At 27.8% G+C, this 16,007-nt stretch carries 13 protein-coding genes; 11 read left to right on the top strand and 2 right to left on the bottom strand.

Annotation, left to right across the window (positions count from 1 at the left end):
* Nucleotides 1-6: 6 nt before the first annotated feature.
* From RBQ61_RS02405 to RBQ61_RS02360, 10 genes are all read left to right on the top strand, one after another.
* Entirely contained in the window at nt 7-1,212 is a 1,206-nt protein-coding gene (locus tag RBQ61_RS02405; RefSeq protein ID WP_308138945.1) for a hypothetical protein, read from the top strand.
* Between the two features lie 5 nt (nt 1,213-1,217).
* Entirely contained in the window at nt 1,218-1,928 is a 711-nt protein-coding gene (locus RBQ61_RS02400; protein ID WP_308138944.1) for a TatD family hydrolase, read from the top strand.
* Between the two features lie 171 nt (nt 1,929-2,099).
* Nucleotides 2,100-3,089 (top strand): helix-turn-helix domain-containing protein, encoded by a 990-nt coding sequence (locus tag RBQ61_RS02395; RefSeq protein WP_308138943.1) that lies wholly within the window; start codon nt 2,100-2,102, stop codon nt 3,087-3,089.
* Nucleotides 3,074-3,850: a hypothetical protein gene (locus RBQ61_RS02390; RefSeq protein WP_308138942.1), complete on the top strand. Its 777-nt coding sequence runs from the start codon at nt 3,074-3,076 to the stop codon at nt 3,848-3,850. Before RBQ61_RS02395 ends, RBQ61_RS02390 begins: the two co-directional genes overlap by 16 nt.
* 586 nt (nt 3,851-4,436) lie before the next feature.
* Nucleotides 4,437-4,700 carry a hypothetical protein gene (locus RBQ61_RS02385; protein WP_308138941.1) on the top strand — a complete coding sequence of 88 codons (264 nt, stop codon included), beginning with the start codon at nt 4,437-4,439 and terminating at the stop codon, nt 4,698-4,700.
* 315 nt (nt 4,701-5,015) lie between these two features.
* A complete protein-coding gene (locus RBQ61_RS02380; RefSeq protein ID WP_308138940.1) occupies nt 5,016-6,440 on the top strand; it encodes an HNH endonuclease in 1,425 nt (474 codons plus the stop codon).
* 268 nt (nt 6,441-6,708) lie between these two features.
* Nucleotides 6,709-6,960, top strand: a complete 252-nt coding sequence (locus RBQ61_RS02375; RefSeq protein WP_308138939.1) for a hypothetical protein — start codon at nt 6,709-6,711, stop codon at nt 6,958-6,960.
* A gap of 8 nt (nt 6,961-6,968) precedes the next feature.
* Complete coding sequence (locus RBQ61_RS02370) at nt 6,969-7,445, top strand: hypothetical protein (RefSeq protein WP_308138938.1); 477 nt, start codon at nt 6,969-6,971, stop codon at nt 7,443-7,445.
* 505 nt (nt 7,446-7,950) lie between these two features.
* Nucleotides 7,951-8,874, top strand: coding sequence for a hypothetical protein (locus RBQ61_RS02365; RefSeq protein ID WP_308138937.1), 924 nt, complete (start codon nt 7,951-7,953; stop codon nt 8,872-8,874).
* Between the two features lie 148 nt (nt 8,875-9,022).
* The gene (locus RBQ61_RS02360; protein WP_308138936.1) at nt 9,023-10,042 is read left to right on the top strand and encodes a hypothetical protein; all 1,020 of its coding nucleotides are present in this window, start codon (nt 9,023-9,025) and stop codon (nt 10,040-10,042) included.
* Nucleotides 10,043-10,968: 926 nt separating this feature from the next.
* Here the strand turns inward: RBQ61_RS02360 and RBQ61_RS02355 are convergent.
* Nucleotides 10,969-11,208, bottom strand: coding sequence for a hypothetical protein (locus RBQ61_RS02355; RefSeq protein ID WP_308138935.1), 240 nt, complete (start codon nt 11,206-11,208; stop codon nt 10,969-10,971).
* 14 nt (nt 11,209-11,222) lie between these two features.
* A complete protein-coding gene (locus tag RBQ61_RS02350) occupies nt 11,223-13,247 on the bottom strand; it encodes a hypothetical protein (RefSeq protein ID WP_308138934.1) in 2,025 nt (674 codons plus the stop codon).
* A gap of 686 nt (nt 13,248-13,933) precedes the next feature.
* On the opposite strand from RBQ61_RS02350, the gene RBQ61_RS02345 reads away from it, so the two are divergent.
* Nucleotides 13,934-15,976: a CYTH domain-containing protein gene (locus RBQ61_RS02345; RefSeq protein WP_308138933.1), complete on the top strand. Its 2,043-nt coding sequence runs from the start codon at nt 13,934-13,936 to the stop codon at nt 15,974-15,976.
* Nucleotides 15,977-16,007: the final 31 nt, after the last annotated feature.

Raw genomic sequence — 16,007 nt, 5'->3', positions numbered from 1 at the left:
ATAAACATGATTATTGCTCATGCTAAAAATGGTGATATTGAACTGAGGTGTAATCAGTTAATCCCAAACGAGTCATATATATTAACGGATAAATCTATTGCTATAGATTTGTTAAACATATTTTTAGAGATTTATGTGGCTGATATATCTATAAAAAGGGTATCGGATAGTCCTAGAAATATACAGATTAATACATATGTTGATGCTAAAAATCATAGTCTGTGGAAAGAAAATCTTGAATTAATAGAAAGATTAGCTAATTTTGTTACAGAAGGTGATGGAGACAGGTGGCAATTAAATATAGAGCCAGTAGAGTATGAAATTGGATCTCAGCAACTGACTTTTATTAATACTCAGGCTGATAATATATCCTTATTATCAGGAGGTTTAGATTCATTTTGCGGGGCTTATCACAATGAAATTGAAAACAGGAATACTTTATATTGTGGATATAAAACTAGTAATGTAGATACATCAGCTATAAATTGTGTATATAGTTTCTTGAAAAAAAGAATTGGTATTGCCGGAATGCGAACTTATTCGAAAGTTGAGAAAAATAAAGTCACATATACACAAAGAACAAGATCATTGCTCTTTTTCTCATTAGCAATTATGACTGCTATAAAAGAAAATATTGACATTGTTAATATTAATGAAAACGGAATTATGACTTTAAATCCTTCTTTTCAGTCCCGTGGAACCACTAAAACGACACATCCTAAAACCATTCATTTATATCAGACTATAATGGATAATGTAGGAATTAAGGTTCAATTAAATCATCCATTTTTATTTACAACAAAAGGTGAAATGGTAAATTCATTAAGCATTGATTATAAAAAAAATATTATTAACACGCGTTCTTGCAGCAGATCAATGCAAGACAAACGATACGATGTAAGTACAAAGGTATCATGTGGTACTTGTGTACCATGTTTATTAAGAAAAATTTCTATGTCAGCATATGATTTAGAAGAATTTGATAATGAATATGAGATACCATATGTAGGAGATATGAATGATGATGAATATAGATCCTCATTAAATTATTATACAACATTTTATCAATATATTAATTCTGACCAAATATTTTCAGAATTAGATATAAAACGTAAATATTATCATGAAACAGATTATTATGAAAGGACATATAAAATGTTGAATAAATTTTCATCAGAATTTGAGGTATTTGCTAGAAAGTATATAAGGTGACAATAATGATAGATGCGCATATCCATATTGATTTTTATGACAAACCGACAAAAATAATTAAAGAAATTATGAGTGAAGATATTTCAGCTATTTTTGTCACCCATTTACCAGAATTGTATGAAAAACAGAAATTAATGATGAAAATCATACCACAAATATTTTTAGCAGTTGGTTTCCATCCTATTTTGATTAATGAATATGAGTTTAATAAAGATTTGTTTGTTAATGCCATAAAAGAAACAAAATTTGTTGGTGAGGTAGGTTTGGATTATTCTATAGCTAAGACAGAAAAAAGTCAAGTCAAACAAAAGAAAATTTTTGAACAGATTTGTAAATCTGTGAATAAGCATATTTTATCAGTGCACAGCAGACAGGCTGAAATAGATGTGTTAACTCTTTTATTAAAGTATAAGGTGGAAAATGCGATTTTCCATTGGTATACGGGACCCAAGGAACTGATTCCAGATATAGTGGGGGCAGGATATTATTTTTCTTTAAACCAAGCGATGCTTAGGACAAACAAAGGAAGAGGAATTTTAAAAGAGATACCATTAAATAGAATTTTAATTGAAACAGATGGACCGTTTTCAAAGTACGAAGGTAGTATTGTTGAGCCATTATGCCTAAAAGAAATATATTCAGCATTTGGAGAGTTCTATAATGTAGGTGATATGGAGGATTTAGTGTTTCAGAACATGTCTTCATTGATTGAATAAAGACTTGTTATTAAATTATATGGAGATTTTGTAATGTGAAACCTGAGGTAATTATAATATTTGTCTAAAGGTAAGTTTTATATTTTTCAGTCAAATGTAACATTATTACTTGCAATGTAACATTTGATGTGTTATATTTAAAATAAAAGTGTTACATTGGGAGACGATACTATGTTATATAAAGTCAATGAGTATTTAAAAGAAAATATTGATGAAAATGTAACTATAAATACTTGGAATGACGAAAATAAGTTACCGCTATTTCTATTAGAAATATACGATTTTTATGATCTTAATATACTTGGGAATCAATGTATTTTAATAAAGTTTATTAATGATGTTCCTAAAATAAATGATATAAAAAAACACATGAAAACTCTTAAAGCGATTAGTAATGATAATTTGGTTTTCTTGTATAACAATATTTCTCCATATAGAAGAAAAGCGTTAATTCAAAATCGCATTCCATTTATAGTTGAAAATGGACAAATGTATCTTCCGTTTTTAGGATTGGATTTAAAGAAGATGATTGATAAAAACTCAAAATCTATTGAAAAATTTTCTTCTACTGCCCAACTTGTATTTTTATATTTTTTATATAATAAGGATTTGACTTTAAACACAACTGAATTGGCTAAAAAATTAAACACAACAGCAATGACAGCATCGAGGGCTTTAAATGACTTATACTCGTTAGGAATATTAAAGTATGATATAGGCGGAAAAACAGGAAAAAGCAAAAATTATAAAAGAATTGCTGATACAAAATATTTTGACATCGGAAACAAATATTTAAAAAATCCAGTTAATAAAGTTGTTTATATGGATCAGTCAGCTTATAATATAGCATATGATTTTCCAATTGCTGGATTAGAGGCGTTGTCAATGAATTCTATGATTAATCCGTCAGCAAGATCTATTAGAGCTATATCAAAACAAAAATTATATGACTTAATGGATTATATTGAAAAGGATATATATAAGATTAAGGACATGAATTTAATGGAACTACAGATTTGGGATTACGATCCAATGATATTTGCTAAAAATAATGTGGTTGATTTAGCTTCATTAGCAGCATCATTTAGTGGAACTTCTGATGAAAGAATTGAGCAAGCAATAGAAGAAAGTTTGAAGGGTGAATTATGGTACAAGGGTTAGATAAATTTAAAGAGTATTTTGGCGATTATGAAGGACAATATGTATTTATAGGCGGAACAGCTTGTGATGTTTTATTGGATGATATAGGTGCTTCTTTTAGAGCAACTAAGGATTTGGATATGGTTCTATTGATTGAGGCATTAGATGAAACCTTTGGTATTGCATTCTGGAAATTTATCGAGGATGGAGGATATCAACATAAACAGAAAAGTACAGATAAAGATCAATTCTATAGATTTTCAAAACCCATACGTACTGATTTCCCAGCAATGATAGAACTATTTAGTAGAAAGTCAGAAAGAATGAAACTACACTTTGATTCTTTGCTTACTCCAATACATATAAGTGATAATATTACTAGCTTATCAGCTATTTTACTTAATGATGCATATTATGAACTATTGGTACAAGGAAAGACAGTTATTGATGGCGTATCAGTTTTATCAATTGAATATATTCTGCTATTTAAAATGAAAGCGTGGATGGATCTTTTTGAGAGAAAGAAAAACGGTGAGTACATAGACTCAAAGGATGTAACTAAGCATAAGAATGATATTTTTAGATTATTGATATATATTTCACCTTCTGTTGAAGTCAAAATAAATGATGAGGTTCAAGAAGATTTGATTAAATTTATGGATATGATTTTAAAAGAAAAAGTTGATTTGAAAAATCTTGGTATTAGTAATGTAAGTTTTAATGAATTGATAAACAGAATAAAAAATATATATTATCATGATACAGTGGAAGAAACTATATAAAACGGTGTTAGTAAATTAGGTGCATTTTTAAAACAATGAGATAACGTAACAATGAAGTATGAGATTAAAAGAAAAATAATTGAGTTGTAATAGGTAAAGGTCAAGGGCATGGTGTCAAAATCATGTTCTTTTTTGTTAAAATGGTGTAATAGTATTATGTTCTATTAGAGTTAAGACGGGTTGTAATACGTCTCATAATTGCTTTTAATAGTTATATGGGACGGTTAAATTGTAATTTTTATTATGCCAATGAAGTATACTTTATTGACATATATTAATATTACTTTTTAAAAAGACAAAATGTATAAAATGTTTGTAAATGGTAATGACAAATCATTAAATGACTTTTCAATAGCTTTTCTGACTAATATATATATGATTTAAACTATTAATATATTTTTCATAAATCAACATTTATATAAAAACATATGGAATTTTTTGTAATAATAAGTTATGATTGTTTTAATAAGCCAAAAATAATTTTGTTATACATTTGTAGTTAATCGGTTGTATGAATGATATAAATTACTTGATAGTTAGGGTTTTGACAATAAAGGAAAGATTAGGAGAACAGGAGGTATGGAATATGGAGATTAGTCAATATGAATTTGAACGTATTGTACATGAGGTTGCAAAAGAACGCTTTTGGGATGTTGAAATTATTGGAACGGATGTTTATCTGACATATCACACGCACAAGCATACTTATAGGAGGTATTTTGATTATAATAATCGTGTTGAAATCACTGGAAATTGTATAACAGATATGGGAATCCAACCTAATGATGTAACACCGCGTATTTTTGCTAGTATGGTTGGAAGCAGAGTTGAAAAATTTCTCAATGAATAAAGGCTGAGGCAACTTAAAACTTGTTTATTTGCGACAATATTAAAAGGTTCTGAGTATGATGTTATACTCATAGGTGCTAAGGATATTAAGGACTTGTTATTAAACCTAGGTTTAAATACGAACGAAGAACATAAAATAGTCTATGTTAGAATGAGCAGAGCTGAAAGAAATTTTTTTATACATATTAATGAGCTTACAGTGATTAGAAAAAAGAAATGTTAGAGAAATATGAATGCTAAAATACCCAAAGATTGTAGTGTTATACCAGAGATATTTGAAAATGTAATGTTTTTATTATGGCAATGGAGGAAGATTATGAATAACTTAGTACAAGCAGTAATGAATTTTAAAAATAAAGAACTAAAGAGTTACGAAAAAAAGTATAAGATTTGTGAGAAAGAAAGATTAAAATTCATTCAGCTCTTTCCTAAAAATCAGATTATAAATATGGAACTCGATGATTATGTAGTTGGAAAAGGCAAAGAGTCTTTCTGTTATTGGCTTGAAACCAAATTAAGTGAGCTCGGAAGTATTAAAGGTGGGTCTACAGCGGATAAGAAATTTGGATTATATTATAACAAAGTGGAACAAGCTTATAAAACAATTCAAAAATGGGATGAGACTTTAAATGTCGAGGGTGCTTTTGATAACATTAAAGTGTCAATTAATGAGTTATTAAAAGCCGGGGAAATAGTTGACGTAGAATCTATATCCAAAAACTCTCTATCCCCTATGTTTAAGAGCAAAATTTTAGCTACATATTACCCAGAAAAATATCTTAATGTATTTGCTCCTGAGCATGTAGATTATTTCATTCACAAGCTAAATCTTCCAACAAGTGAAAATAGTACTGAGGACAAACGTCAGTTGTTAATAGAATTTAAAAACGAACATAAACTCTTCAAAGATTTTAATAACTATATATTTATGACGTTTCTCTATAATTGGAGCAATCCAAAGTTTAAGGAAATTCGGATATTACCTATGAGTGCAAAATATGAATTCCCTAATATGACCTATCAGGAAATACAAAAGAAGTTCTTTTTAAATGAGTTGGCTAATAAAAAACATGGTGAATATCTTTTTAGGACTTCTGGGATGGCTGCATCAAAAGGTACGTTAGTCCTATTTCAAATTGATAACCAAATAATAGCAAGTGCAAACTTGATACAAGTTAAAAAATTCAAAGAGCCAATACAAGGCATCTATATGGGTGCATATTATTTTAATGTCAACACAATTAAAGTATTTGAACCAATTAGTGCAAAAGAACTCTCTGAAATAGATGAAAATTTCACTGCATTTTCCCAATCAAAGCAAAAGATCGATAGTTCAAAACAGGATCTAGTTATATCATTAATCAATTCTAAAGAGCAAGTGAGAATACCTGAAGAAGTTATTGAATCTGAATCAGGTAAATATGTTGAAGGATGTAAAAAGCAAATTGTTGTAAACGCATATGAACGCAACTCAAAAGCAAGAGAAGAATGTATTAAAATACACGGAATAAAATGTAAAATTTGTGGCTTGGATTTTGGAGAATTCTACGGTCAGGCTTTTGAAGGTAAAATTCATGTTCATCATATCAAACCATTAAACGAAATAGATGATGAGTATGAGGTAGACCCAGAAAAAGATTTGATACCGGTTTGTCCCAATTGCCATATGATTTTGCATTCAAAGGTTGGTGGAACCTATACTGTTAAAGAGGTAAAACAGTTTATTATGCATGGAATTTAGATGGATGCTACAAAATGTGGAGAAAGAACAGCCTAGTTATAAGGACGTGCGAAAAACACAGTGGTTTTCTATATGATTGCGAGAGTATATGGCAGATAAAAGAGATGATTTTTAATTACTACGGTGCATGACGACATGTTTTATAGAATTTTAACAGATTTTTATGTGGAATTTTGTGGAAGATTGCTGTATAATGATTTATTATATAGTGCCATTGTTTGGTTTTAAGTAAATCTTTTAATTATATGCAGAAACGCAGGAGGAAGTTATGAATAAGAATAAATTGTATAAATTTTCACTCGAAATAAAGCAATTATTAAATAATCAAAACACATCAGAGGCTGAACGAAAAATAAAAGAAGCTGACTTGACCCAAGAAGAATTAGATTTTCTATTTATGTGTTTACACTCGGATGGCTATGACCCTAAAACAGATAGATTTCTTCTCTTTGAATCGGACAACTCAGCTTTTTTACAGTTGGTGAATTTGGTTCAAAGTAGGATTAAGGATAAAAAGTAGGTGACTTGATGGATATGGCGATGGTGATATTAACTTCACTTACGGTAATTGTTAGCGTTATAGCTCTGACAGTAAGCTATAACGCTGCTCAAAAAGGAAACGCTTTAGCTGGCACCGCAAATGATTTGACCAAAATGGCTAATGAAATGCAAAAAGGTCAAGTCGAAATGCAAATACGAGAGATGATTTCATCTGCAAGAAGCCGTTATCAAGATAAAGTAATACAGGCGATAGGTAACGAAGATGACCAAGTATACGCTGCACTGATTGCATCTGCACACGAAGATGTACTCAATGCTTATGATGAAGCTTGCGCGAAATATATTGATGAAAAAGTTGATAAGAAACGATTCAAAAAACTATATCATGACGAAATCAGACAGTTAGTAAATAACTCAGCAAATATAGAAAAATACCGTGAACCGCATACAAAATTTCACGCAACCAACAAAGTATATACCGAGTGGAATAACCTTGAGAATTGATTCTCGAAATAAATATCTAAGAAGTATATCTCGATACCTAGATCTTAGCGATTTTGACGAAATAATGATAATTCAATAAACACACTAACCCTAGTTGGATATGCAGGATGCTTTAAGATTAATCCATTTGATGAGAACAATCTTGATTTCTATAATAAATTGAAACAAATTGATATTGATAAATTATTAATAGATACGACAAAAATTTATATTAAATCTAAATAGTCGAGTGGTTGTGAAATTCTAATTGATGCTGGATAGAATAGTACAAAAAAATGAATTAAAGACAAAAGAAGAATATAAGGAATTTAGATTATTGTATTTAGAAGATGTTTCAAAGGTTGAGAAGATTATATAAATAGAATTATAATAACGATAAAGGGCAAAAAGTTTTATTTTTGAATATAGTAATACATATAAGGGTGGTGAGAGATAAATGAGTTATTGTTCTGAAAATAAGTTGCCACTTTCAACTTCAATTAAAAGACTCTTTGAGGTCATTGAATTGCTTGGTTTTCAGAAAGCAAGAGATTCTCTAAAAATAGATAATCAAATAGGGAGTTATATATGGCTTGGAAGCGACGACTGCATTACATTCGTAGAACTTGAGCTATTTGTGTTTAGAGAGGCTGATTGTATTTCTGTTCAGACACGTACAAGAGCAGGGCGTAGTTATTGGGACTTGAGTTGGCAGAATAAAACTATCAGCCTTTTAAAAAGCTTGTTTGGGGGATCATTTATAACAGATGAAGGTACAAATAGATATATTAAGGTTGATGTATTAGAACCATCAAAAGTTGCCTGTTCATTATATGTAGATAGATGGAAATTTAATAATGCAATGATTAAACCTAAAATATATCTTGAATCACGGAAATTGACTGGAGACATTGCTCGCGAGAAATCTAGTGGACTTGCTTGGTTAGATGATATAAATCCAAGAATACTTTCGGATAATATGATTGTTCCGTACTTAATTGGATGTTGGGAATCTTATTTTCGAAATTCATATATTTCTATACTGAAATATTCAGACTGTATATCAGAAAAAGCACTGAAAAATTGCAGAATTTCATCAACAGACTATTTAAAGGTTATTAAACATGAGGCTTGTTTGGAAAGATTACTTGTAGATAGTCTTTCGTTTCAAAGACCAAATGTTATTGCAGAAAACTTTCGTATGATTAATCCGAATATTGATATAAGTGCATGGTTAAGAAAGCCGTATAATAGAAGGAAAAAAACATTATTTGATTCAATTATAGAAATAGTAGATATTAGGGACGAAATCGTTCATACGGGAAATATGAATTTAAGCATATTGGATGACCAGATTTTCAAAATAATAAAAGATTTAACGATAGCGGTAGATCGTTCTTATCAAGGCTTTGGAAAAGTCTTTGGTTTTGAACCAAAGTATGATTATTAAATTATCGAAAACCATATGTAGTATGAATTTAGAAAATTACTTAATTATGCTTTAATATCTTAAGTAATTCTTATAATTAATATAAAAAAGTGAGCAATATTTAAATTAGATAATTGTTTTTGCGATTAAAATATGGTAGGTGAAAATATTGGGATATGATGATTTTAAAAACAAAATTTGCATGTACTATAATTCCTTTGAAAATACAAAAAATAAGGTAGAGTCACTTAAATCTACTCTTAATAATATTGTTACCAATATACTTCCTCAGAGAGACAGTGAGTGCCTTTTCTTAATTCGAGATTTTAAAAACACATCAAACCTAAATATAAATTTTATTTATCACAATATGATGTGCTATTATTCAGATGAGGAGAATGCTCTCGTGGTAGGAGTAGTTTGTCCTAATTGGAGTAATGGATGGAAAAATATTTCAAAGAACAATTTTATTTCCAAACAAATAGATATTCTTTTCCATTTTATATCACAATATATTTATAGAAGTTATCAAATTAATATGATTGGAGCCATAGCATTGTCTACTGATATACCTACAGATTTTAGAGGAAATACATTAAAAAGTACATGTGATGAATACGCGATACAAGAAATAGAAAAGTTTAAAACTTTCATAGAAGAAAATACTTCAGAATTAAGCCTAAAAACCTTAGGATATTTGAGATTGATTAATGCACTTGATCCTTTTATAAATAAATCCATATTCTATTATACAAGGTCTTTGGAATTATACAGTTCAGAATTTACAGAAGAAGCATTGACCGCAGCTGACAATATGGTTGATGTGATATTTCAATCTATAAAAAATCGAATAAATGCTCCTACACAAGAGCGAAAAGAAATGTGCAAATATGTTTATAAAGAACTTAAATTTTATGATGAAACTGATAAGCATAACTTGGAACGTCTTTACTTACTAAGGTGTAGATTTACAGCGCATCCTTCAAAATCAAAATGGTGGGATTTTTATGAAATATACGAAGATGATATCGAACAAATAAAATTATCAGTGAGGAAATTATTAATAAAGTATTTGAAATACGAAAATAAGAATCGACTAATAGATGCACATCCTACTTTGTGGAGTCAATGGTTCATAGAAAACTGTGATATTGTTTATGATGCAGTATGGTTTCACGAGATACCTTGATTTCATTCTAACTTGTACTTTATTAAATGAAGGAAATCTATAGATAATGTATAATTATAAAATATCAGTTTATATGTTGTAATTTTTGCCCCGGGCAAATCTCGGGCAAATTTTTATACTTTAAGATTAACTAAAATTAATCAAAACAAAATCATTACAGATAAAACTCGTTGAAAATATAGTAAAATTGCTTAAAAGTAATCAAAACACTATTCACTGACTTGATACGCCGCATGTGGAAACAGTACTTCTGATAACCAGTAATTCCAATGGGTGTAGGGTTTAGGAGGTGTGACCTGGGCAAACCTGGGTCAAAATATTTTTTAACATTCGTTTACAACTATTTTTTTGATCCTTATATATAATTTGAATTTTATACTTATGCAATTATATTTACAACATGCGTAAAATTCAATAACTTTACGGATTTGATTTTTTTAATAGATATATAAGAGTAGCTTTGGCAAATTTTTAGCATAAATTTCAGCTATCTGATTTTCCGGTTTGCCGATTTATTATTTAACTATAATATCATTAAATTAATATGTAGAAGTTAAAAAAACGATGTTTATTTAGTATGAGTGTAAACCTGATTGTGAATACTCAAAATTAACATCTACAGCCCATTATTTAACGGAATTTGTTAAATAATGGGCTGTAGATGTTAATTATAATTTATCTAATTGTAAATTATTGCATTCAGACCAGTAAGTAATTCTTATCTGAACGCAATATTTTTATAGATGTTCTAAGGTTTCTAATTTATTAAACTATTAAAAAAATATAATTTTGTAATATGTTTTAATTCTTAATTATTTTATGATTTTTGAAATTTTATAAAAAAGCATTAAATTTTTTATTATTGTTTATCTACATTAGACACTATACTATTTTTAGTTTTGCGAAATTAGTTTAATATTAAAGGCTTAAAGGCTTATTTCAACTACTGCATAACTTGAACCTAAAACACTTAAAAAGCCATCTTCCCTTAATCTTATTAAACATCTTTCAACAATATTTTCAATTTTGATTGTAATTTCTTCGAACATATCACCTAATTTTTTAATTATGTCATTATAGGTGAATTTTTCTGTTTGAGATAGTATCAGATTTGATATTATTAAATTATAGTTCCTCTCATTAATTTGAATCGAATTTTCATACATAATATTTGCCTCCATTAAATTTTCATTAATTTAGTTAATTCTCCTATAATCACTGATGCTACATCATCACCAATCATAGTACCTAATTCAATTTTTATTTTATTAAAATCCATATATTCATGTCCATTATTTTTAAATACATATAGATAAAACAATGGCATTAAATTCATTTCCATAGTAATACTTTTTCCAACATTAGATAAATCTAAGAAACTTTTCACTTCAAAGTACTCACCAACTGAGGTATAAACTCCTAGTCCACCTTGCTTTGCATTTTTTCCGCCATTAATTCCAACTTTTACCTTTTTTATTACCACAAATGCATCTTTTATATTATAAGTAGTATCTTTTTTCATCTTATTTACACAATTTAAAATTATATCTGACAACCAGTCATCATTAAATAAATTGGAATATACTTTATCGATTTTCCTTAATATGAATCCATCATTTGGTAAAGGAGATTCATATGAGGCATTTTTAATTGTTTCTTCTAATTCTGACGCATATTTCAATATTTTGTCTAAAGGGACTTTAATATTTTTATCTTCTTTTTGTTTTTTATCAATTTCATTAATTAATCTATTTATTTTATGATATTCCTTTTGCATTGATATGGCTACAGCCTTATCTATATTTATAAAATCTTCGGTTCTTTTTATAAGTGAGTAATAATATTTTTTATTAGAAAGTAATTCTTCCAATTTATAAGATATATTATTTTCGAAATTTTCTGAATATTCATCAAAATAATGTTTTTTTAAAATGGCCATTAACCAACCATCATCCCATTGTATTAATCTATTAAAAAAGTAGAAATATGAAGGCTTATCTTCTATAGCTTTCCATATACTTGAAATATTATAATCTAAAATCTTAACATTCTCACATGGACTGTTTTCATCTTTGGATTTAGAATCATCTACATTTAAATATGATTTAGCAAGTTCCTTAATACAATCCTGTAATAAAAAGTCTGTTTTTATTACTCTGTGATGATAAACAATCTGTTTGTATAATTTCCATCTTCTATTAAAAAAATCTTCAATAGTATCAATGCTTTTAGTTGAAGGTGAAAATAAATAGTTATCCCCTTCTTTAACTAATTTCATACTTTCTATTATTCTATCATATTCAATACAACCAACATTTAATCCTGAATTTAATGGATCTCTACTAACATAATCTAATCTGTCCCCATCAAGAGTGCCATCAATTATTCTATGTAAATCAGAAAAAATTGGTTTCTTTTCTTCTAATATTGCAGAAGTTATTTCAGCTACTATTACTTTAAACAATTGTTGTTCAAGTAATGTAGTGTCTTTTGATTGTTCCTCGGTTAAGTTTTCAATAATATCATTAATAACCTTACTTGTAATTTTATTCCCAATTTGTTCATGTAAATCTTGTCGTGTATCAAAATATTTTTTCATTATTGAAACATATTCTTTTTGTCTTTTATTTCTAGTCTCTTCATCAATTTCGATGATATCATTCCAAACATCTTTTAATGCAAATTCTGTAATATGGCTAAATGGAGGATGACCAACATCATGAAGTAATGCGCTTAATCTAATAGCTTGAAATAAAATTATATATAAATTTTTATGGGTATCTTTAACGTTAATAGGGATGTATTTATTATATTCTTCATTAATTTTTGCTTTTTTATATTTTATAATTTTTGACTTATCAAAATTTCTATCGCCTATTTTAATTTTATAGTTTGTATATTTATCTAATGATGTGTTAATCTGTTCATCAATTATACTTTCGATAGTAACAAAAAAATTATCTATAATTTCTTCTTTTGTGTTAGCAACACTAGACATAAACATATTACCACAAAGTTGCATAGTCCCTATTGAATGTTCAAATCGTTTTGTTCTATTAGTAGGATAAGTTAAATAAGCAGTAGAATTTTGAGATATATTGTGCAGTCTGTTAAATATTGGTGTAGATATAACCTGTTTCTCGAGTGAATTGAGTTTAACAGAACCATGAATAGTATCCGCTATTTGAATTGTTTTATTCCCCATAATACCAACCTCATATAATATTAAAATATTAATAATAAATAATATTATATACCAAAAAAAGTAAAATGTAAACATTTGCTAAACAATATATTTTCATTTTACAAATGTCTTTATGATTAGCAATAAAAGATTTTTTATTAATTTTATACTATAGTTCATTAAAAGTAAATAATAAAGGATAATTTCTGTACTTAAACTATACCTTTTATAATAATTTAAGTAATCAACAAGTATTCAATTAGTATTTTTATTAACCAAAAAACAGTAAATAAAATACATTGCAGATAAACCCCGTTCTTGAAAAGTAGATAAAATAAAAACATATCAGGAAAGAAAAATAGCAAGTTTATTTGAAAATTGTTTTCCTTGTGGATAAACTGTGAAAAGCTATGTGGAAATTTATTTCATTATGGGAATATATTGTAAGTATGAAAAGAACGTGATATACTTAAAAACGAGCAAATGTTTGGATGATGATGTGGATATTTAATTAAGGAATAAATTATCAGTAATGTAAACAGAGTGGAAGTGTTTGATTTAAAAAGATAGGCCGCATACTGAAAACGTTAGAAGTTGGATTTAGATAAAGGAATTCATATATAGTATTATTAGAAGGTATATTGTTAAAATAAAGTATATGATAAATTTTTAATTGCAGAAAAAATATATTGAGGAGTGATATATTAATGATTAATAGGTTCAATAGAAAGGGTAAAATTATTAGAGATGTTGTTCATGGGGATATATTTATTCCGAATGAGTTTTTAGAGGTAATAGATACTCTAGAATTCCAAAGATTGAGAAGAATTAAGCAATTATCAATTGCAAATATGGTTTTTCCTAGTGCTGACCATACTAGATTTTCACATTCTATAGGTACATTTTACATTATGACACAAATGATTATTCACTTTAGAGAGAACTTTGAAACTTTACATATTAATATTACGAAAAATGAAGAAAATATCATTCTATTAGCTGCATTATTACATGATTTAGGGCATGGCCCCTTCTCACATGCTTTTGAGGGTATTTTGCCTCAAATACACGATAATATAAAACATGAGGAATGGACGAAAAGAATCATAGAATCAAAAGATAGCAATGTAAATAAAGCTATAGTAAAGAACTTCGGAGAAGATATTCCTGAGAAAGTCATAGAATTGATTAGCAACCAAAAGAAAATAAAAAAAGAAGAAGATGTTTATATACTAGAAAAAGTAGATATGTTTAATGTTTTATCATCTTTAATTAGCAGCCAGTTAGATGCAGATAGAATGGATTATTTATTAAGGGATAGTATGCAGTGTGGTGTTACCTTTGGTAATATTGATATTCAAAGAATTATTACTTCGTTAGAAATAACTGTGCAAGATGATAAATATTATGTTTGCGTGCCAGAAAAATATGTACAAGATATAGAAACGTATATTCTAGCTAGATATCAAATGCAAAAAGTTGTATATTACCATGACTTTAAAATCCAAATGGAACAGCTTATTAAAAAGATATTAAGTAGGGCATATGAATTATTTGGCCAGAAAAAATTGAATTATTGCCCTGAACTGATAAGAAAATTATTTAAATGTGAAATTACGGTTAAGGACTACGTAGAAATGGATGATTCACTTTTTCAATATGCTTTTTCTGTATGGAGGAATGAAGATGATGTAATTTTGAAACAATTATGCAATTCGCTTATGACACGGAGTAAAGCAAAGAAGGTAGACGCATTAGATAATAGTGATAAATATTTACAAATGTTGAAAACGGATATAATGAAATTATTTAAGCAATATGGGTATAATATTATAGATTTAAGAGAAGAATATTTTTGGATTGAGAATAAACCAGGATTTTCTGCATATAAAAAAAACAAAGAAAATATTTGGATTCGTCAAAGCAACGGTATTATTAGCGATTTATCTCAAGTATCAATTATTTTTAATAAGTTGGAAGGGGATTCTATAATTTGGAAAGATGATAAAAATATTATTTTTATTAATTATAATATTTTAAGGAAAATGCCGATTGAAAATATGTGTGAACTTATAGAAGATTTAAAAATGATTCTAAATAATTATGATTTACGAAATACGATTGAAATAGAGAAAAAATATATTTTAAATTCCAAGTCTGTTTTTAAAGAAGTTGATAAATTTATTAATAATCAAGAATTTTATGTGGTAAAAAAATTGGATGAGAAAAATCAAATTGATTATTACTATGATACGGAAGACTTGCAACTGAAAAGAAATGATTATACATTAAGAATTCGCGAAAAGAATGAAAAATATGAGTTAACAATTAAAATACCAGTACCAATGAATAGTGATACAGATTCTTCTCAGAGCGAAAGGTTTGAATTTAAGAAAATAGTTAAGGGAAAAGACGATTTAGATGTTGACTTTATAAAAGAACATATAATTGAATTGAGTTCAATTAGTGATTTGAAACCAAGCATTATAATCAAAAATTTTAGAGTACCAATAATAATGGAGCATGATGACATTAAATTTGAAATGGTTTATGATAACGTCAGATATTGTGAAAACATGAATGATGAAGGAGTAGAAGATTTTCAAATAGAAATAGAATTGAAATCTGAATATCAACATCGAGTTAATTTAAAGATATTAACTGATGAAATGGAGAGAGAAATCAAAGAGCTAAAAATTTCTGATATTTCTAAATATAAAAGAGGAATGTCATTATTAGAGAGTATATGAGTTGAAAAAATTATAGAAATTGATGAAATGG

It is taken from the genome of Sedimentibacter sp. MB35-C1 (assembly GCF_030913635.1).
In the GTDB taxonomy this organism is placed as follows: domain Bacteria; phylum Bacillota; class Clostridia; order Tissierellales; family Sedimentibacteraceae; genus Sedimentibacter.
Note: the sequence above shows the minus strand (reverse complement) of the source record. Positions and strands in the feature narration are given on the sequence as shown.

Bases quoted from the DNA above. Each gene is read 5' to 3' on its own strand.
- RBQ61_RS02390 (WP_308138942.1), top strand. From the start codon at position 3,074: ATGGTACAAGGGTTAGATAAATTTAAAGAGTATTTTGGCGATTATGAA.
- RBQ61_RS02375 (WP_308138939.1), top strand. From the start codon at position 6,709: ATGAATAAGAATAAATTGTATAAATTTTCACTCGAAATAAAGCAATTA.
- RBQ61_RS02345 (WP_308138933.1), top strand. From the start codon at position 13,934: ATGATTAATAGGTTCAATAGAAAGGGTAAAATTATTAGAGATGTTGTT.
- RBQ61_RS02395 (WP_308138943.1), top strand. From the start codon at position 2,100: ATGTTATATAAAGTCAATGAGTATTTAAAAGAAAATATTGATGAAAAT.
- RBQ61_RS02405 (WP_308138945.1), top strand. From the start codon at position 7: ATGATTATTGCTCATGCTAAAAATGGTGATATTGAACTGAGGTGTAAT.
- RBQ61_RS02400 (WP_308138944.1), top strand. From the start codon at position 1,218: ATGATAGATGCGCATATCCATATTGATTTTTATGACAAACCGACAAAA.
- RBQ61_RS02385 (WP_308138941.1), top strand. From the start codon at position 4,437: ATGGAGATTAGTCAATATGAATTTGAACGTATTGTACATGAGGTTGCA.
- RBQ61_RS02355 (WP_308138935.1), bottom strand. From the start codon at position 11,208: ATGTATGAAAATTCGATTCAAATTAATGAGAGGAACTATAATTTAATA.
- RBQ61_RS02370 (WP_308138938.1), top strand. From the start codon at position 6,969: ATGGATATGGCGATGGTGATATTAACTTCACTTACGGTAATTGTTAGC.
- RBQ61_RS02380 (WP_308138940.1), top strand. From the start codon at position 5,016: ATGAATAACTTAGTACAAGCAGTAATGAATTTTAAAAATAAAGAACTA.
- RBQ61_RS02350 (WP_308138934.1), bottom strand. From the start codon at position 13,247: ATGGGGAATAAAACAATTCAAATAGCGGATACTATTCATGGTTCTGTT.